12 protein-coding genes and 7 tRNA genes are annotated in these 15,604 nt (G+C 44.4%); 9 read left to right on the forward strand and 10 right to left on the reverse strand.

Features of this window, described 5'->3' with window-relative positions:
- Positions 1-15: 15 nt before the first annotated feature.
- The 10 genes from ACMXYN_RS12430 to ACMXYN_RS12475 form a co-directional block, all read right to left on the reverse strand.
- On the reverse strand, positions 16-2,859 hold the full coding sequence (locus ACMXYN_RS12430; protein ID WP_415892097.1) for an EAL domain-containing protein: 2,844 nt from the start codon (positions 2,857-2,859) through the stop codon (positions 16-18).
- A 5-nt stretch (positions 2,860-2,864) separates the two neighbouring features.
- Positions 2,865-4,061, reverse strand: coding sequence for a hypothetical protein (locus tag ACMXYN_RS12435; RefSeq protein WP_415892098.1), 1,197 nt, complete (start codon positions 4,059-4,061; stop codon positions 2,865-2,867).
- On the reverse strand, positions 4,036-4,446 hold the full coding sequence (locus tag ACMXYN_RS12440; RefSeq protein WP_415888756.1) for a hypothetical protein: 411 nt from the start codon (positions 4,444-4,446) through the stop codon (positions 4,036-4,038). The genes ACMXYN_RS12435 and ACMXYN_RS12440 overlap by 26 nt, the downstream gene beginning before the upstream one ends.
- A 149-nt stretch (positions 4,447-4,595) precedes the next feature.
- Positions 4,596-4,671: transfer RNA gene (locus ACMXYN_RS12445), tRNA-Glu, on the reverse strand.
- Between the two features lie 26 nt (positions 4,672-4,697).
- A tRNA-Gly gene (locus ACMXYN_RS12450) sits at positions 4,698-4,772 on the reverse strand.
- Positions 4,773-4,805: 33 nt separating this feature from the next.
- Positions 4,806-4,881 (reverse strand) — tRNA-Glu (locus tag ACMXYN_RS12455).
- A 26-nt stretch (positions 4,882-4,907) separates the two neighbouring features.
- Positions 4,908-4,982 (reverse strand) — tRNA-Gly (locus ACMXYN_RS12460).
- Positions 4,983-5,015: 33 nt separating this feature from the next.
- Positions 5,016-5,091, reverse strand: a tRNA-Glu gene (locus ACMXYN_RS12465).
- Positions 5,092-5,467: 376 nt separating this feature from the next.
- A tRNA-Gly gene (locus ACMXYN_RS12470) sits at positions 5,468-5,542 on the reverse strand.
- A gap of 33 nt (positions 5,543-5,575) precedes the next feature.
- Positions 5,576-5,651, reverse strand: a tRNA-Glu gene (locus tag ACMXYN_RS12475).
- 209 nt (positions 5,652-5,860) lie between these two features.
- On the opposite strand from ACMXYN_RS12475, the gene ACMXYN_RS12480 reads away from it, so the two are divergent.
- The 9 genes from ACMXYN_RS12480 (at position 5,861) to ACMXYN_RS12520 (ending at position 15,585) form a co-directional block, all read left to right on the forward strand.
- Positions 5,861-6,601, forward strand: coding sequence for a hypothetical protein (locus ACMXYN_RS12480; protein WP_415892099.1), 741 nt, complete (start codon positions 5,861-5,863; stop codon positions 6,599-6,601).
- A 200-nt stretch (positions 6,602-6,801) separates the two neighbouring features.
- Positions 6,802-7,965 (forward strand): sugar diacid recognition domain-containing protein, encoded by a 1,164-nt coding sequence (locus ACMXYN_RS12485; protein ID WP_415892100.1) that lies wholly within the window; start codon positions 6,802-6,804, stop codon positions 7,963-7,965.
- Positions 7,966-8,129: 164 nt separating this feature from the next.
- Complete coding sequence (locus ACMXYN_RS12490; protein ID WP_415892101.1) at positions 8,130-9,272, forward strand: glycerate kinase; 1,143 nt, start codon at positions 8,130-8,132, stop codon at positions 9,270-9,272.
- A 249-nt stretch (positions 9,273-9,521) separates the two neighbouring features.
- A complete protein-coding gene (gene pyk, locus ACMXYN_RS12495; RefSeq protein WP_415892102.1) occupies positions 9,522-10,967 on the forward strand; it encodes a pyruvate kinase in 1,446 nt (481 codons plus the stop codon).
- A gap of 23 nt (positions 10,968-10,990) precedes the next feature.
- Entirely contained in the window at positions 10,991-11,134 is a 144-nt protein-coding gene (locus tag ACMXYN_RS12500; RefSeq protein WP_415892103.1) for a hypothetical protein, read from the forward strand.
- A complete protein-coding gene (gene eno, locus ACMXYN_RS12505; protein ID WP_415892104.1) occupies positions 11,121-12,407 on the forward strand; it encodes a phosphopyruvate hydratase in 1,287 nt (428 codons plus the stop codon). Before ACMXYN_RS12500 ends, eno begins: the two co-directional genes overlap by 14 nt.
- Positions 12,408-12,482: 75 nt before the next feature.
- On the forward strand, positions 12,483-13,553 hold the full coding sequence (locus ACMXYN_RS12510; protein ID WP_415892105.1) for a TRAP transporter substrate-binding protein: 1,071 nt from the start codon (positions 12,483-12,485) through the stop codon (positions 13,551-13,553).
- Between the two features lie 113 nt (positions 13,554-13,666).
- Positions 13,667-14,200, forward strand: a complete 534-nt coding sequence (locus ACMXYN_RS12515) for a TRAP transporter small permease subunit (RefSeq protein WP_415892106.1) — start codon at positions 13,667-13,669, stop codon at positions 14,198-14,200.
- Complete coding sequence (locus ACMXYN_RS12520) at positions 14,200-15,585, forward strand: TRAP transporter large permease (RefSeq protein ID WP_415892107.1); 1,386 nt, start codon at positions 14,200-14,202, stop codon at positions 15,583-15,585. Before ACMXYN_RS12515 ends, ACMXYN_RS12520 begins: the two co-directional genes overlap by 1 nt.
- The last annotated feature ends 19 nt before the right edge of the window (positions 15,586-15,604 follow it).

The raw sequence follows: 15,604 nt of genomic DNA on the forward strand, positions 1-15,604 counted from the left end.
TATGCCATACATCATCTATTCAAATGAGATCTCTACTGCCTGATTCATCACAAAATCAGGCAGCTCTTCTGCAGGCAAAGGTCGACTAAAATAATAACCTTGGATCAAATGGCAACCATGTTGTCGCAAATAAGATAGCTGATCACTAGTCTCAACTCCTTCTGCCAATGCTTCTAAGCCCAAACTTTGAGCCAGTACAATTATTGCCTTAACAATGGCCTCCCCTTCAGGGTTAATGCCAATATCACGCACAAAGCTTTGATCGATCTTCAAAGTATTCAATGGCAGTTTCTTCAGATAACTGAGCGATGAAAAGCCGGTACCAAAATCATCCATCGATAAAGAAAGCCCCATTTCACGGAACTTGTGAAGTTTTGGGATAGTAATCTCTGGCTGTCTAAGCAAGAAGTTCTCAGTTACTTCCAAATCCAGCAGGTCCGGCGAAATCCCTGTTTCTCGCATTACTCGCCTCACGGTTGAAAGCAGGCTCTCATGCATAATCTGCTGTCCAGCAATATTCACCCCGATACGGATATCCATACCTTGATCATGCCAAGCCTTCCCGTTTCGACAAGCTTCCTCTAAAACCCACTCACCAATTGGAACGATAAGCCCCTGCTCTTCAGCCAGAGGGATAAATTTAGCGGGAGAGATCATACCCGCCTCTTCATGTTGCCAACGCAACAGGGCTTCAACCCCCATTACACTGCCATCGCGGGCATCTATTTGTGGTTGATAATAAATTCTGAACTCTTCTTTCTCTAGTGCACGACGAAGGTCATTGACCAGAGAAAAACGCTCATAGCGTTGACTGCCTTGCTCGTCATGGTAAAACCGTAATTGGTTTTTGCCGCTTTCTTTAGCATCAAACATAGCTACATCAGCATGCTGTATCAGGCTAATGACATCCCGTCCATGCTCAGGGAAAAGTGAGATACCAATACTGACGGTACTAAATATTTCATAACCATCAATGAAGAAAGACTGCCTAAATGCCCGGAGAATGTGCTGAGCTACCAGTTCGACCTCACGAACAGAATTCCTTCCTTCAAGCAGAATAGTAAATTCATCACCGCCGAGACGTGCCAAAACACCATCGTTGGCGATAACCGTTTGTATTCGCTCAGCTGTCTGCTGTAACAATTCATCCCCTACAGGATGACCCAACGAATCATTAACATCTTTAAAAGAATCTAAATCGCAGAAAAGCACTGCAACTATACTGTCATCAGCTTCACAATGACGAATAGCATGCTCTACTTTTTCGTTAAAGAACAAGCGATTAGGGAGGGCTGTCAATGGATCATGATTTGCCATCCAAATGAGACGCTTTTCTGCATGCTGACGTTCAGTAAAATCCAAACCTATAGAGAGTATCTGCGCATCAGCACCAGGAATATTTAAAACAGAGTGCAACCAAGATATTTGCAGCATCTGCCCCGTACTCGACCTGATTGAAGATTCAATCTGGACTTTTGATTCCTTACGGGTGATCAAACTATCCAACAATAACTGATGCTCATCGTGTAGTTTAGGATCATGATTTAGATCTAGAAAATGCATCAGCCTCGCTTCAGACGCAGAAAGCCCAAGTACTTCCTGTCCAAATCGATTTAGCGTGACGATATTGCCACTATTATCCAATGTAAGAATTATCGTTTCAGCAGTATCAAGCAGACTAGTAACAAAATCCCTTTCTGCCTCCAACTGTACTGAGCGCTCTGTGAGATTTTGCGCCCTTTCGAGCAAAGACGACTCAAGCCGCTCTAACTGATTGGCCAATTCCAGCGTGCTATCTTTTAAAAGGTCTAATTCATCTTCATAGATAGCTTTACGTTGAATAGCACCAAGGCGCTGCCTCATTTCGGCAAACGCACTCCCCGCCAACAAGGGTAATAACACTGATATTTCAGTGATCATATTCAACGGCGAACGAATCATTGCCAACTGAAATAGAGCCGCCAAAAACAGACCTACACCAGATACCACCAACTGCTGAAAAAGCTCTGCTTGGGCTTCACGATAATTTTGAGTATGGTCATCAATTAAGATCCAATACGCAGCACCTAGCTCAGCCCCCAAGGGAGGTTGAAGAATAATCTGATACTTTTTCTCACCATTCTCAACTTCAAACACACCACCTTTAGGTGGGATACTTTTTTCGCTGACTAACTTATTTAGCAACGTAACATTTTCAGATTTTTCGGTAAGGTATTTAAGATCTAACTTCCATAAACGAGCCGCTTTTACTTGGTTTTTCGGCTGCATAGCCAAACCAATATCCCTGCCGCTTTGTTTTTTAAAATCAAGAATAACGTCACGCATTTCGCGCCCGACCACCATGACGCCGACATTGTCATTTTCGAGACGCACAGGCATAGCGACGTAACGCAAACATTCCTTGACACAATAAAAGTAGTTGTACGGCGTCTCTGTAGATAAAACTTGAGAAATCACAGAGAAAGGCAACTTAACCATGATTCCCTGCTTATGAAGCGCCTGTCCATACTGATCATATAGATAAACAGCATCCATCGCCCCATTCATCAATAATCCCGGGAAATAACGTTCAATAGTTTCAATATAAGCGCCAGCGGAAGCACCGCCGGAATCGACAACTATCGGGATCATCTGCCCCATTTCGAGCAGACGATCATAGGAAGACGAGACCAACCCTTCTAATACAAAAAGGTCGCGTTCTGAAGCTTCAAACTGTTCTTGAGTGGTCTTTTGTGTCAGTTGCACATAAGAGTAATAGCTGTACGCTAAGTGCAAAACAGCAAGCACTAAAACAAGGTTAAGAAAAACCTTCCAGCGCAGACTTAAAAAAGACCTTTCAGTTGAGCTCTCAATCGACATAGAGATTAAAACCTATAAGTCGCCTGTAGAGTAAGCATATCCCAATCCTCGACCTTCTCCTGATCATCCGGATTTTCTTGAGCAGCTAACCAACCTGTACCTTCAACTTTATGCCACTCAGCACGTAATAACCAATTTTTATTAGGCTTCCAGCCAACACCTAAAGTCCAATCAAAGGCAAATTGGGTATGTGCTGGTTTATTAAGTAGTGCAGCAGTTTCAGTCCCATCACGATCATCTTTATCCAAATAAAGCATGTCACGACGTAAAAATAGCGTTACATCCGAACTTAAACGGTGATCAAGCTGAAGATAAAAAGATTCAGTCGTGTTTTCAGGTATCAACCCATATAAACCGCCTAGACTTCCCCACGTTATATCTTGTTGAAAATACTCACCGGTCAAACTCCATTTATGCCAGTTGTACTGCATAGATAACGCAGTCACATCAATCTCAACGCGACCATCGCCTGGAGCTCCTGAGAGCAGATCAGGCATGTCCGGGCCGTCAAAATCTAATTTAAAACCACCAAGGGTCGCTGCAACGACAAAACTATAGTCACTTAAGCTATATTCTGTGCGCCACAAATGTCCGGTACTGTCACTAAAAGAACCATCCCAGTCATTGTTCAGGTAAGCGTATTCCACGTTTAAATCTTTGCGTGGCTCACCCATTACTAGCTCAGTTTCTAAAGTGCCGTGGTCAAACAGGTAGCGACCATACAATCTAAAACCATCAGAAGATAATTCTAAGTTTCGTGCTTTATCAAAATACAAAGATTGCGGCAAAACTGCGGATGGGCGCGTAAAAGCAACGTCCCGGGTTTTATTGTAAAAACCAAACGGATTTTTAATTCGACCTACGCCTATACCGAAAGAGCCGCGCTCACCTTCGTAAATCCGGTAATCAAGTAAGCCATAATCGACCGTTAGATCACCATCATCTACGTCACCTGCTCTGCGTGACATTAACTGTCCTGTCAGTAATAAGCGATCACTTAAACGCCAAGATGCATTTCCTGCGATTTCACGAAAATCCCAGCTTCCCGATTCACTATCACCATAGAAACTATTATCACTAGTATGGGTATACCCTTGGGTGATAAACCCATTAAATTCTATTTCAGGTGCTCCATGCACTGACAGCGGAACCCAGATTACTAAAAGCAACAGGAACCTATTTAATTGTAATGACTTTAACATTCAGCCCTCCTTGGATCGATGTCATCACATAGCCTATAGCCCCTTTTGTCTGGGACACTCGTTGAAGCATTTCAGCTTCTGAATTAACCGTAATCGGTGACTGCCCAGCACCAGAAAAAACTGATCGGTCCCAAATGTTCGAAAGCTGATAAGGGAATATACCCAAAGACTGCTTAACAAAAAGCTGATGCTTATCCTGGTAAGGCGGAAGAATAAATACACGTACAGGCATGCCATCAGGCCAAGTTCGTGTACGCATTGAGAAGATAGAGAGCAAATATTGCTTAGACAGACTTTCCAGAGACACCTCTGAATTGACTATCACCTCAGACAAAGCTGTCTTAGGCAGCAACAACAGCAGTAATAAAACCAGAGTTCTGATCATACAATGAAGCCAACCACATCCTATGTGAAACAGCCTAGCATTATACCCAAGCGGTATAAGTACCTTGTTTGGCCGAATATTCGCTTAGTTTAGACTAAACACGCACTTACTGCCCAGTAACTGAGGAAAAAATAAGCATAAAGGAGGAATGGCGTCCCATAGGGGGTTCGAACCCCTGTTACCGCCGTGAAAGGGCGGTGTCCTAGACCACTAGACGAATGGGACGCAACAAATTGTAAACTCCGAAGAGTTGGAGCGGGAAACGAGGTTCGAACTCGCGACCCCAACCTTGGCAAGGTTGTGCTCTACCACTGAGCTATTCCCGCATAATCTCTTTGATTGAAAATCAGCAAGAGAAATGGCGTCCCATAGGGGGTTCGAACCCCTGTTACCGCCGTGAAAGGGCGGTGTCCTAGACCACTAGACGAATGGGACGCAACAAATTGTAAACTCCGAAGAGTTGGAGCGGGAAACGAGGTTCGAACTCGCGACCCCAACCTTGGCAAGGTTGTGCTCTACCACTGAGCTATTCCCGCTTATTCTTTTTGGTTAAAAAACCAGAAAGAAAATGGCGTCCCATAGGGGGTTCGAACCCCTGTTACCGCCGTGAAAGGGCGGTGTCCTAGACCACTAGACGAATGGGACGCTGCTGTTCCTCAAAGGGTGTTCCCTTGTGAGGAGGCGCGTATATTAAAGAACTGGTTCTGGTGGGTCAACCCTAATTTTAAGAAAAAATTGCAGTTTTTTTATTATTGAAAAAATATTTAAAGCAACGCTCAAAAATTGCACAAAAACCGCTCTAACCTATTGGTTAGAAAGGCGTTATTAGGAACAACGCGGAATTAGAAACACCAAAGACAAATACTTCTGTTCAATCTGCATCCAATTCATTGAAGCAAATGAAACAATCCAACCGAACGGAAAGCCTAAACGACAAACAGAAAGCTTAAGAGAGGAAACAAATAATCAAGACAAGGAGAATTTCAGACATAAAAAAACCAGCAATAAGCTGGCTGCATTTTGGAGCGGGAAACGAGGTTCGAACTCGCGACCCCAACCTTGGCAAGGTTGTGCTCTACCACTGAGCTATTCCCGCATATTCTTTTTGATTTAAAATCAAAAAAGAAAATGGCGTCCCATAGGGGGTTCGAACCCCTGTTACCGCCGTGAAAGGGCGGTGTCCTAGACCACTAGACGAATGGGACGCTGTATTTCCAGATAAGCTCTGAAAGCGGGACATATAGTATATATAGCCTTTTATGATTACAAGCACTTTTTTGATTTTTTTATCTATAAAATCAGACACATTTTTTGATAGTGTAAACTTACTTATATAGATAGAGCGTTATACAATTCTCTAACTATTAACACTTTTGAGAAATCGCTTTTTCACTGGCAGTCAGGACCTACATTTATGAGCCCGACCTATATTGGACTTTTAATTCTTCTCGGTGTCGCCGTTATGGCAGGTATTGGATTTGCTGTTCAAGATATTGAAAACAAGAAGAGAGAGCGAAGCCTTAGACTTATTACACTAAAAACAGCTATACGCCGCGCCTCTCACCTTTTTGAAGCTTTCCCTCCTATTCTTCTTACCAGTGAAATTCGTGCTTTATTGGTTAAATACCTCGAAGTCCGCTGGAATGCTGTGGTCGAACTGGATGGATCAGAGTCCAACCGACAACAGCAAGCCGCTTTTCAAGCGATGGTAGGAACCGCTCAAGATCCTGTCAGCCACCCTTCTGGATCCATGACTCTTTTCGATAACCCCAATGAAGCAGCTAGAGCGCTTGGGGTAATTAAAGAATTTGCTCAGTTTATTAGTGAAATTAAAAACAAGGGTGAACTCAATGGTAATACTGCTGATCAACTCACCCTTGAAGCTAAACGCATCTACGGCAGAATTGAGGTTGATATTGACCTCATGAGTGCAATAGAAACTGAAGAACGACAAGGACCTGAAGTAGTTGTTCATCACTACCGCAGCTGTTTTAGCAAACTTCAGAATTTAAACCGAAATCAAGAACTAGATCGCCAACTCTACGAGATTCGTACACATTTAACTCGACTTGCTGAAGAGATTGATCAAGTAAACGAAGAGAAGCGCATAGCTAAAGAGCAAGAAAAAGATTCAGGTAAGAAATTTAATTTCTAACCTCCCCCCCCCTTTCTAAGGCCTACATAAACGTAGGCCTTCACTTCATATCCTGAAGCATCAACGCCTTACTAAACACCTTATCAAACATACTCATTAGCTACCTATAAAAGCGAAACGCTACCTAACACTCCTTTACCAATCTTGGCGTATTCACCCGCTCTGTATTAAGCTGCCCAAAAAAGCTGTTATAGAAAACTATGTATATTGATCACCAAATTGCCCAAAAAATCGTTGATCGCTCGATGAAAATCATCGGTCATAACGTCAATGTAATGAACCACCAAGCAATCATCGTTGGTTCAGGTGATCCAGATCGTATTGATCAACTCCACGAGGGCGCCCTTCAGGTTTTAAATGCTAAAGCAGAGATAGATTTTGATTCCGACCAAGCCGAATCTTTAACCGGCGTACAGGGCGGTATAAACATACCTATCACCAACGATGGTCAGATCATTGGCGTTGTAGGGATTACAGGCAACCCCAACGAAGTCCGTAAATACGCCGATCTAGTTGTAATGACAGCCGAGCTTGTTTTAGAACAAGCGATGCTCGCTGCACAAGTGCGCTGGGACCGACGTCTACAGGAAAGCGTTATCGTGCGTTTGATTGAGGGAGGCTGGCAGAACGATACTTTGTTCAACGACCGGGTTGAACGAATGAAAATAGATTTAGGCATCCCTCGCGTCGCAATGATCGTAGATCTTAGATCAGCTGAAACACAAAAAGATATCTCCCTCTCAACCATGCAAGGGATTTTACGTCTACTAGAAAAACGTGATCCAGACACATTACTCGCTATATCAAGTCCAACTCAAATTGTTATTTTGCAAAAAATACTCTTACGCAATGAGCACTGGGATTATCAAAAAAGCCAAGAGCATCAAGAGAAATATCGCCTGCAGCTCGCTAAGCAAACTGATATTAACTTCCATATCAGTCTGGGCCAGTATTTTGAAGGGATAGAAGGTCTAGCTGAATCCTATCAAAGCGCACTCAAAACCCTTGAAGTTGGCAAGCTGAGCCATCCTAAACAACAACTATTTTCAGCTAGAGAGATGTTGTTGGACTTGGTTCTGAAAGACTCATTGGAAAGCTGGAGCGGTCCTCAATTATTAGCAGACTATGAAAAACTAGTGAAGAAAGACAGTAATGGCAGTTTACAAAAAACCCTGCAAGTTTATTTCGCTAATAACACAGACTTTTCACTCACAGCTGAAAATCTGCATGTTCACCGCAACACTCTCCGCTATCGACTTGAGAAAATTAATGAAATCTTAGATATCGATCTTAAAAACCTTCAGGATCTCTTTCGCTTATATATCGCTACCCGATTAAGCGAATGGGATAACAAGCCGGAATAACTAATATCACCCTTAATTGTGCAATCTGACAAAAACAAAACTACTAAGCCTTTTTAATTTGTTTTTTTGTACGAAGCCGTCGTCCCCACAACTTCGGATAATAATCCTTAAATCATTACTGGTTGTAGCACTTTGCTGTCACCCTGCATTGCTTAAGGATTATTATGAAAATAGTTATTGCTCCAGACTCTTTTAAAGAGAGTCTTTCCGCACAGCAAGTAGCTGAAGCCATAAAACAGGGCTTTAGTCACATTCTGCCACAGGCCGAATATATTCAACTTCCGGTAGCTGATGGTGGCGAAGGAACAACAGCCGCTTTAATATCCTCCACACGCGGCTCTTTCCATCACACTCAGGCACAAGACCCGCTTGGACAAACCGTTACTGCCACTTGGGGAATCCTTGGCGATGGCGAAACAGCAGTCATTGAAACAGCTGCTGCTTCAGGCCTAGACCTGATTCCGATGAATCAGCGCAATCCGATGATTACTTCCAGTTATGGCACAGGTGAATTAATTCGTGCAGCTTTAGATAAAGGGGTTACTCGGATCATTTTTGGTTTAGGTGGTAGCGCGACCAATGATGGTGGCGCGGGAATCCTACGGGCCCTTGGCGCAAAGCTTCTAGATGCTGCGGGCCATCCTTTAGCCCCCGGTGGTGGCTCCTTACATAAGCTAGCGGATCTGGATATCAGCCAACTAGATCCGCGCTTAAAACATGTTCAATTTGAAGTAGCCTGTGATGTTGATAACCCTCTACTTGGACCAGAAGGCGCCTCAAGCACCTTTGGTCCTCAAAAAGGCGCCAGTAAAGAACAGGTATCTCGTCTAGATCAAAATCTAAAGCATTTTGCACAGTTTTTAACACGTGTTAGTGGAACTGATGTAACCCAAGTCCCTGGAACCGGGGCTGCAGGAGGCATAGGTGCAGCACTATGTGCTCTGTTTAACACCCAACTAAAAAGCGGCATTGAAATCGTCTTAAACGCCGTACAAATAGACCAGCACCTAAAAGCTGCTGATCTGGTAATTACAGGTGAAGGCAGTATTGATAGCCAAAGCTTACGCGGCAAAACGCCTATTGGTGTTGCCAAGCGAGCTAAGTATTTTGACTGCCCTGTCATAGCGCTAGCAGGCTCAATCACTCCAGAGCAAGCTCCTCTTCAAGCCTGTGGCATTGATGCCATTTTTAGTGTTGTACCCGGCATAGTCTCTTTACCAGAAGCACTACAACAAGCAGAAATCAATCTTCAGAATTGCGCCAAAAATATCGCAACTATCTGGGCATTCAACCACACAAACACTTAAAGAATCACATCCTCAGGTCCGCCCTATGGCCCTGACCTCTTACAGCGCTTTGCTGTACTCTTGCCGGTCTGATACTCAGACCGGCTTTTTTTTGCTCAAAATATAGTCATAATTACCCCAGTTTATTTTTGTACAAATGCACAAAAATTCAGCCAAAATAAGCCATTAATTTTGTACACCTGCCGAGGCACTCCTTTACCCTTCAACCGATAATGTGTTCATACCTAAAAGGCTATAGGAACACAGATCATGAGAAGAACAAAAATCGTTGCCACTCTTGGCCCAGCCTCTGATTCCCCATCGGTAATCAGCCAGCTGATTCAATCAGGTGTCGATGTTGTCCGCCTGAATTTCTCCCACGGAACTGTGACTGACCATAAAATTCGTGCACAACGTGTACGTGAAGCAGCCAAATCGGCTAACCGCTACGTTGCTATTCTTGGCGATCTGCAAGGTCCCAAAATCCGCATATCCCGCTTTACTGATGGCAAAGTCTTACTCAAAGCAGGTCAAGCTTTTACCCTCAATGCAGAGCTGGACACAGATGCAGGAAACCAGGACCAAGTCGGGCTTGATTACAAAGGCTTAGTGGATGACTGCCAAGCAGGAGACCTTTTGCTACTGGATGATGGTCGCTTGACCATGCGTGTTGAAAGGATTTCAGCTCCAGAAATCCACTGTACGGTTGTCCTCGGTGGCTACCTATCTAATAACAAGGGTATTAATCGCCAAGGCGGCGGGCTATCCGCCGCCGCACTAACAGGAAAAGATAAAGCAGACATTTTAGCTGCCGCAGAAATCGGTGTGGATTACCTAGCCGTTTCGTTCCCTCGCGATGCCGCCGATATGCAGGAAGCTCGTGCCCTACTCGCTCCGACAGGTAGTAGTGCCGGTTTAATAGCAAAGATTGAACGCGCTGAAACTGTCAGCAACCCTGAAGTACTGGACCAAATAATTGAAGCCTCTGATGGTGTTATGGTCGCGCGCGGCGACTTAGGGGTCGAAATTGGTGATGCCGAACTCATCGGCGTGCAAAAACAGATCATCCAACGAGCACGGCAATTAAACCGTGTCGTTATAACGGCGACCCAGATGATGGAATCGATGATCACGAATCCGATGCCAACCCGCGCCGAAGTTTTTGATGTCGCAAACGCAGTTTTGGATGGCACCGATGCAGTTATGCTTTCAGCAGAAACAGCTGCTGGTGATTATCCGATCGAAACCGTACAAGCCATGGAACGCGTAATAGAGGGCGCGGAAACTCAACCGCAAACAAGAACCTCTGGGCATCGCATGCATCAATCATTCTCAAAGATTGATGAAACCATCGGTCTGGCCGCAATGTATGCCGCCAACCACCTATCTGGGGTTAAAGCGATTATCGCGATGACCGAGACAGGGGCCACACCATTGTTGATGTCTCGTATCCGTTCAGGCTTACCTATTTTTGCCCTAAGCCCTAATCAAGAAGCCTTGCATCGAGCAGCCATATTTCGTGGTGTCGTGCCTCTATTTTTCGATGCATCTTCAATCTCTCACGAACAGATTAACCAGTCTGCTGTAAACAGTTTAATCGACGCAAAAATCGTCACTGAAGGTGATTTGGTCATGATCAGCAAAGGGGATTACCTCAATGTTCACGGTGGTACCAACACGCTAAAAATTGTTCGTGTAGGCAGTGATATCAAATAAGAAACATAACAGGAGGAGATGTCATGGAACCAACTAATACCTACGAACCCGCTGCTTGGCCGAGAGATTTTGACTTTCGAATAGAAGTGTCCGAGCAGCAAGAATTGCTAGAGATACCGCATCCCCCTGCGAATGAAGCCGAAGGTAAAAGTCATGAGCAAGATTAAACAGATCATCGGTCGAGAAGTCCTAGATTCACGTGGCAATCCAACAGTTGAAGCTGATGTCATTCTGGAATCAGGCGTTTCCGCCTCTGCTTGCGCTCCCTCAGGTGCGTCTACTGGTTCCCGGGAAGCTTTAGAGCTACGGGATGGCGATCAAAAACGCTATCAAGGAAAAGGCGTTTTAAAAGCGGTTACCAATGTAAACGGATCCATCAACCAAGCCCTACTAGGCATGGATTGTTTAGACCAGCAACAGCTAGACCAATGCTTGATCAAGCTGGACGGTACTGAAAACAAAGCTAACCTGGGTGCCAATGCAACCTTAGCGGTATCTTTAGCTGTCGCTAAAGCGGCTGCTATCGAAAAGCAAATGCCTCTGTATGCCTACATTGCAGAAATAAATGGCACTCCCGGTGAATACCTAATGCCGGTACCAATGATGAATATTCTTAACGGCGGTGAGCATGCCGACAATAATGTGGATATTCAGGAATTTATGGTACAGCCACTGAATTTCAGTAGTTTTTCTGAAGCATTGCGCTGTGGCACAGAGGTTTTTCATAGCCTGAAAACAGTACTACAACAGCAAGCCTTAAACACTGCGGTAGGTGATGAAGGCGGCTTTGCTCCAAATTTAGGCAGCAATGAGCAGGCGTTAATCATTATTCAGCAGGCTGTTGAACAGGCTGGGTATCAACTAGGTACTGACATTAGTCTGGCGTTAGATTGCGCTGCTTCCGAATTTTACCAAGATAACCTCTATCAGCTAAGTGGTGAAAACAAGCAGTTTAGTGCCAGTGAATTCAGCAACTATCTAGCTGAACTGGCTGCTAAATACCCAATTCGCTCGATCGAAGATGGCATGGACGAATCTGACTGGAAGGGCTGGTCAGAACTTACTCAAAAGCTAGGCGATAAAGTCCAATTGGTCGGCGATGATCTGTTTGTGACCAACAGCAAAATTCTACAACAGGGAATAGAACAGAAGGTTGCTAACTCAATACTGATCAAATTCAACCAGATCGGAACACTATCTGAAACATTGGATGCTATTCGCTTGGCCAAAACCGCGGGTTATAGCGTCGTAATTTCCCACCGTTCAGGTGAAACCGAAGACACCACCATTGCCGATCTTGCCGTTGGCACTGCTGCGGGCCAAATAAAAACTGGATCGTTGTGTCGCTCTGATCGTGTCGCGAAATACAACCGTCTTCTTCGAATTGAAGCCGAATTGACCGGCGAAGCTCCTTATCCCGGAGCAACAATTTTTAACTAAGCATTACCTCAAGAACCCCATGCGAATAAGTCGATATCCGCATTACTACTATAAAAATAGAAACTGGAGTTACTTATGAAAACCATGAGAAAAACCATTCTGAGTACAGCGATTGTTGCAGCTACTGTATCAATGTCTTCCACAGTATTAGCAGAAGGCAGAGTACTGTTGAAAACACCGATTGCTTTTGCGACTAACCTACCAGCATTAGGCTCTCCAATTGTTGAAGTAGCTGAACGCCTAAATAAGATTAGTGGTGGCAATATCAAAATGAAGGTGTATGAGCCAGGTAAACTTGTTGCTCCACCAGAAATCCTTGATGCCGTATCTACAGGTAAGATTAATTCAGGCTATGCAACGGCTGGCTATTGGCAAGGTAAGATCCCAGCATCCGCATTGTTTTCAGCAGTACCATTCGGTCCCGAAGCAGGTGAATACCTAGCTTGGTTGTACTATGGCAATGGCCGTAAGTTATGGCAAGAAATGTACGACTCTCATGGCTATAACGTACACAACATCCCTTGCGCGATTAATCCACCAGAAACCTCTGGCTGGTTCTCTAAACCGATCGAAAAGCCGGAAGACCTTAAAGGCATCAATATGCGTTTCTTTGGCCTGGGCGCTAAAGTCATGGAAAAAATGGGCGTAGGTACAGTACAGCTACCTGGTGGTGAAATTTTTGGCGCACTAGAAAAAGGCGCGATTGATGCCACTGAGTTTTCCCTACCACAGATCGATCAACGCCTAGGCTTCCACAAAATTGTAAAATACAACTACTTCCCAGGCTGGCATCAGCAAGCAACGCTGCATGAGCTGCTTATTAACAAAGACACTTGGAAAAAACTTTCTCCTACTCAACAAGAAATTATTGAAACAACCTGTAAAGCCTCTATCACTGAGTCTCTAGCAGAGGGTGAAGCTAGCCAGTTTGAAGTACTAGCTAAGTCCGCAGAAAAAGGCGTTGAACTGCGTTACTGGAACGACACTATGTTAACAGCCTTCAAATCCTCTTGGGATGAAGTAGTAGCAGAGCAAAGTGAAAACGCTTTCTTCAAGAAAGTATGGGATGACATGAGTCAGTTCCGCGGTGGTTACGATTTATGGGAATCTTTGGCTTACCTTCCACGCACTAAGCCTCAAGACTAAGCATCAAATAGCCTGATTCACACCGAGTCAGGTCTAAGTCATACCTGTTCAGAACGGTTATTCGACCGTTCTGAACACCTCTTTTCTTTTCAGAATTTCCAAGGGTGGGTCCCGTGAATAATCTGTCTTCCTCTCATCAAGAGCAGGTTGCATTTGCTGATGCAATCGATCTGTTCATACGCAGGACTGGGATGCTTATCGCATCGGTATATGTCGTATTAGTACTGGTGATCATCACCCAGGTAGTTCTGCGTAAAGGTTTTGCTAGTGGTTTAATCGCTTTAGAAGAGCTGCAATGGCATCTATATGCTGTAGGCGTTATGTTTGGTTTAGCTTATGCGCAAGTCAATAACGCCCATATCCGCGTTGATCTTCTCTACGGCAAATTCAGGTTACGTACCAAGGCATGGGTCGAAATTTTTGGCATGTTATTTCTAGTTTTCCCTTTTATTGCCGTCGTATTTTTCCACAGTCTCGAATTTGTTCATTCCGCATGGGTCATCAATGAGCATTCCGACGCTCCTTCAGGGCTTCCATACCGCTGGCTCATTAAAGCAGTCATACCTGCCAGTTTTGGCCTTTTATTCCTAGCTTGTGTGTCGCGCTTTATTCGAGATATCTGCTTTTTGTTACGAGGTAAGCACTGATGGAAATCAATGAGATTCTTGTCATTGCGATGTTCCTATCATTCATCGCACTACTTTTTACCGGTATCCCCGTTGCCTACGTGCTGGGTGGTATTGGCGTTATTTTTGCCCTAGTTGGCTACCTATCTGATATCTACTTAGGCACTTTAACTGGATTAGATTTCACCACCTTAGGGCTTGTGGTTAACCGCCTGTTTAAGATCATGGATAACTGGATTCTGGTCGCCCTGCCGATGTTCATTTTTATGGGCAATATGCTAGATAAATCCGGTGTAGCAGAGCAGCTGATGGAATCCCTACAGGAACTCTTCGGCAAAGTACGTGGTGGTTTGGCTATCACTGTAACAGTAATCGGTATTATCCTAGCGGCCTCCACCGGCATTATAGGAGCATCAGTAGTTCTACTCGCTATGATGTCACTACCTTCTATGCAAAAACAGGGCTACTCACTACCGCTTGCGTTAGGCACAATCGCCAGTGCCGGTACTTTAGGTATTTTAATACCACCAAGTATTATGCTGGTAATCATGGCCGACCAATTAGGTTTGTCTGTAGGCGACCTATTTATGGGCGCGGTATTCCCTGGTCTAATTTTGGGCGGTTTATATATCGCCTATATCCTGATCACAGGCTTTATTAAACCTGAAGCGGCCCCAGTTCCTCAGAACGTCCAGCCTGTTACCATGAAGACGGTAATCAAGGTATTAAAAGCGATCACCCCAACAGTACTACTTATCTTCGTTGTTTTAGGTTCTATATTCGCTGGTATAGCAACGCCGACAGAGGCTTCAGGTGTAGGTGCCTTCGGCGCTACGCTGCTTGCAATATACAATCGCAAATATAACTTCAAAGTATTAAAGGAAGTTTTACACGGCACTTACAACACTACGGCTTATATCTTTGCCATCTTTATCGGTGCTACCTGTTTCGCTCTGGTATTAAGAGAGTTGGGCGGTGATGAGCTGATCGAAAGCTTCTTAACAGGACTTCCATTTGGTGATTACGGCATTGTCGCGTTTATTCTGCTGATTATCTTCTTGCTGGGATTCTTCCTAGATTGGATAGAAATCACGCTAATTATTCTACCTTTATTGGCACCCGTTATTTCAGCGCTTGGGTTAGATATAAACGGCTATGGCGTAGTGGATAACCCAGAATTGGTTTGGTTCGTCATGCTCGTTGCGATGGCCTTACAAACATCATTCCTCACCCCACCCGTAGGTTTTGCACTGTTCTATTTAAAAGGTGTTTGCCCGCCAGAGGTAAAACTCACTCAAATTTACCGTGGTGTAATTCCGTTCATCCTACTGCAATTGGCTGCACTGGTAATGCTCGTCTTCTGGCCTCAGTTGGTAACTTGGTTACCGGCCTTTGCTTACGGCTAATAAGATTAAGATAGCTAAA

This window comes from Neptuniibacter sp. PT8_73 (assembly GCF_047778045.1).
Classification (GTDB): Bacteria; Pseudomonadota; Gammaproteobacteria; order Pseudomonadales; family Balneatricaceae; genus Neptuniibacter.

Coding starts and splice junctions, on each gene's coding strand:
- eno (WP_415892104.1), top strand. CDS start 11,121: ATGAGCAAGATTAAACAGATCATCGGTCGAGAAGTCCTAGATTCACGT.
- ACMXYN_RS12435 (WP_415892098.1), bottom strand. CDS start 4,061: ATGTTAAAGTCATTACAATTAAATAGGTTCCTGTTGCTTTTAGTAATC.
- ACMXYN_RS12500 (WP_415892103.1), top strand. CDS start 10,991: ATGGAACCAACTAATACCTACGAACCCGCTGCTTGGCCGAGAGATTTT.
- ACMXYN_RS12480 (WP_415892099.1), top strand. CDS start 5,861: ATGAGCCCGACCTATATTGGACTTTTAATTCTTCTCGGTGTCGCCGTT.
- ACMXYN_RS12520 (WP_415892107.1), top strand. CDS start 14,200: ATGGAAATCAATGAGATTCTTGTCATTGCGATGTTCCTATCATTCATC.
- ACMXYN_RS12430 (WP_415892097.1), bottom strand. CDS start 2,859: ATGTCGATTGAGAGCTCAACTGAAAGGTCTTTTTTAAGTCTGCGCTGG.
- ACMXYN_RS12440 (WP_415888756.1), bottom strand. CDS start 4,446: ATGATCAGAACTCTGGTTTTATTACTGCTGTTGTTGCTGCCTAAGACA.
- ACMXYN_RS12490 (WP_415892101.1), top strand. CDS start 8,130: ATGAAAATAGTTATTGCTCCAGACTCTTTTAAAGAGAGTCTTTCCGCA.
- ACMXYN_RS12485 (WP_415892100.1), top strand. CDS start 6,802: ATGTATATTGATCACCAAATTGCCCAAAAAATCGTTGATCGCTCGATG.
- pyk (WP_415892102.1), top strand. CDS start 9,522: ATGAGAAGAACAAAAATCGTTGCCACTCTTGGCCCAGCCTCTGATTCC.
- ACMXYN_RS12510 (WP_415892105.1), top strand. CDS start 12,483: ATGAAAACCATGAGAAAAACCATTCTGAGTACAGCGATTGTTGCAGCT.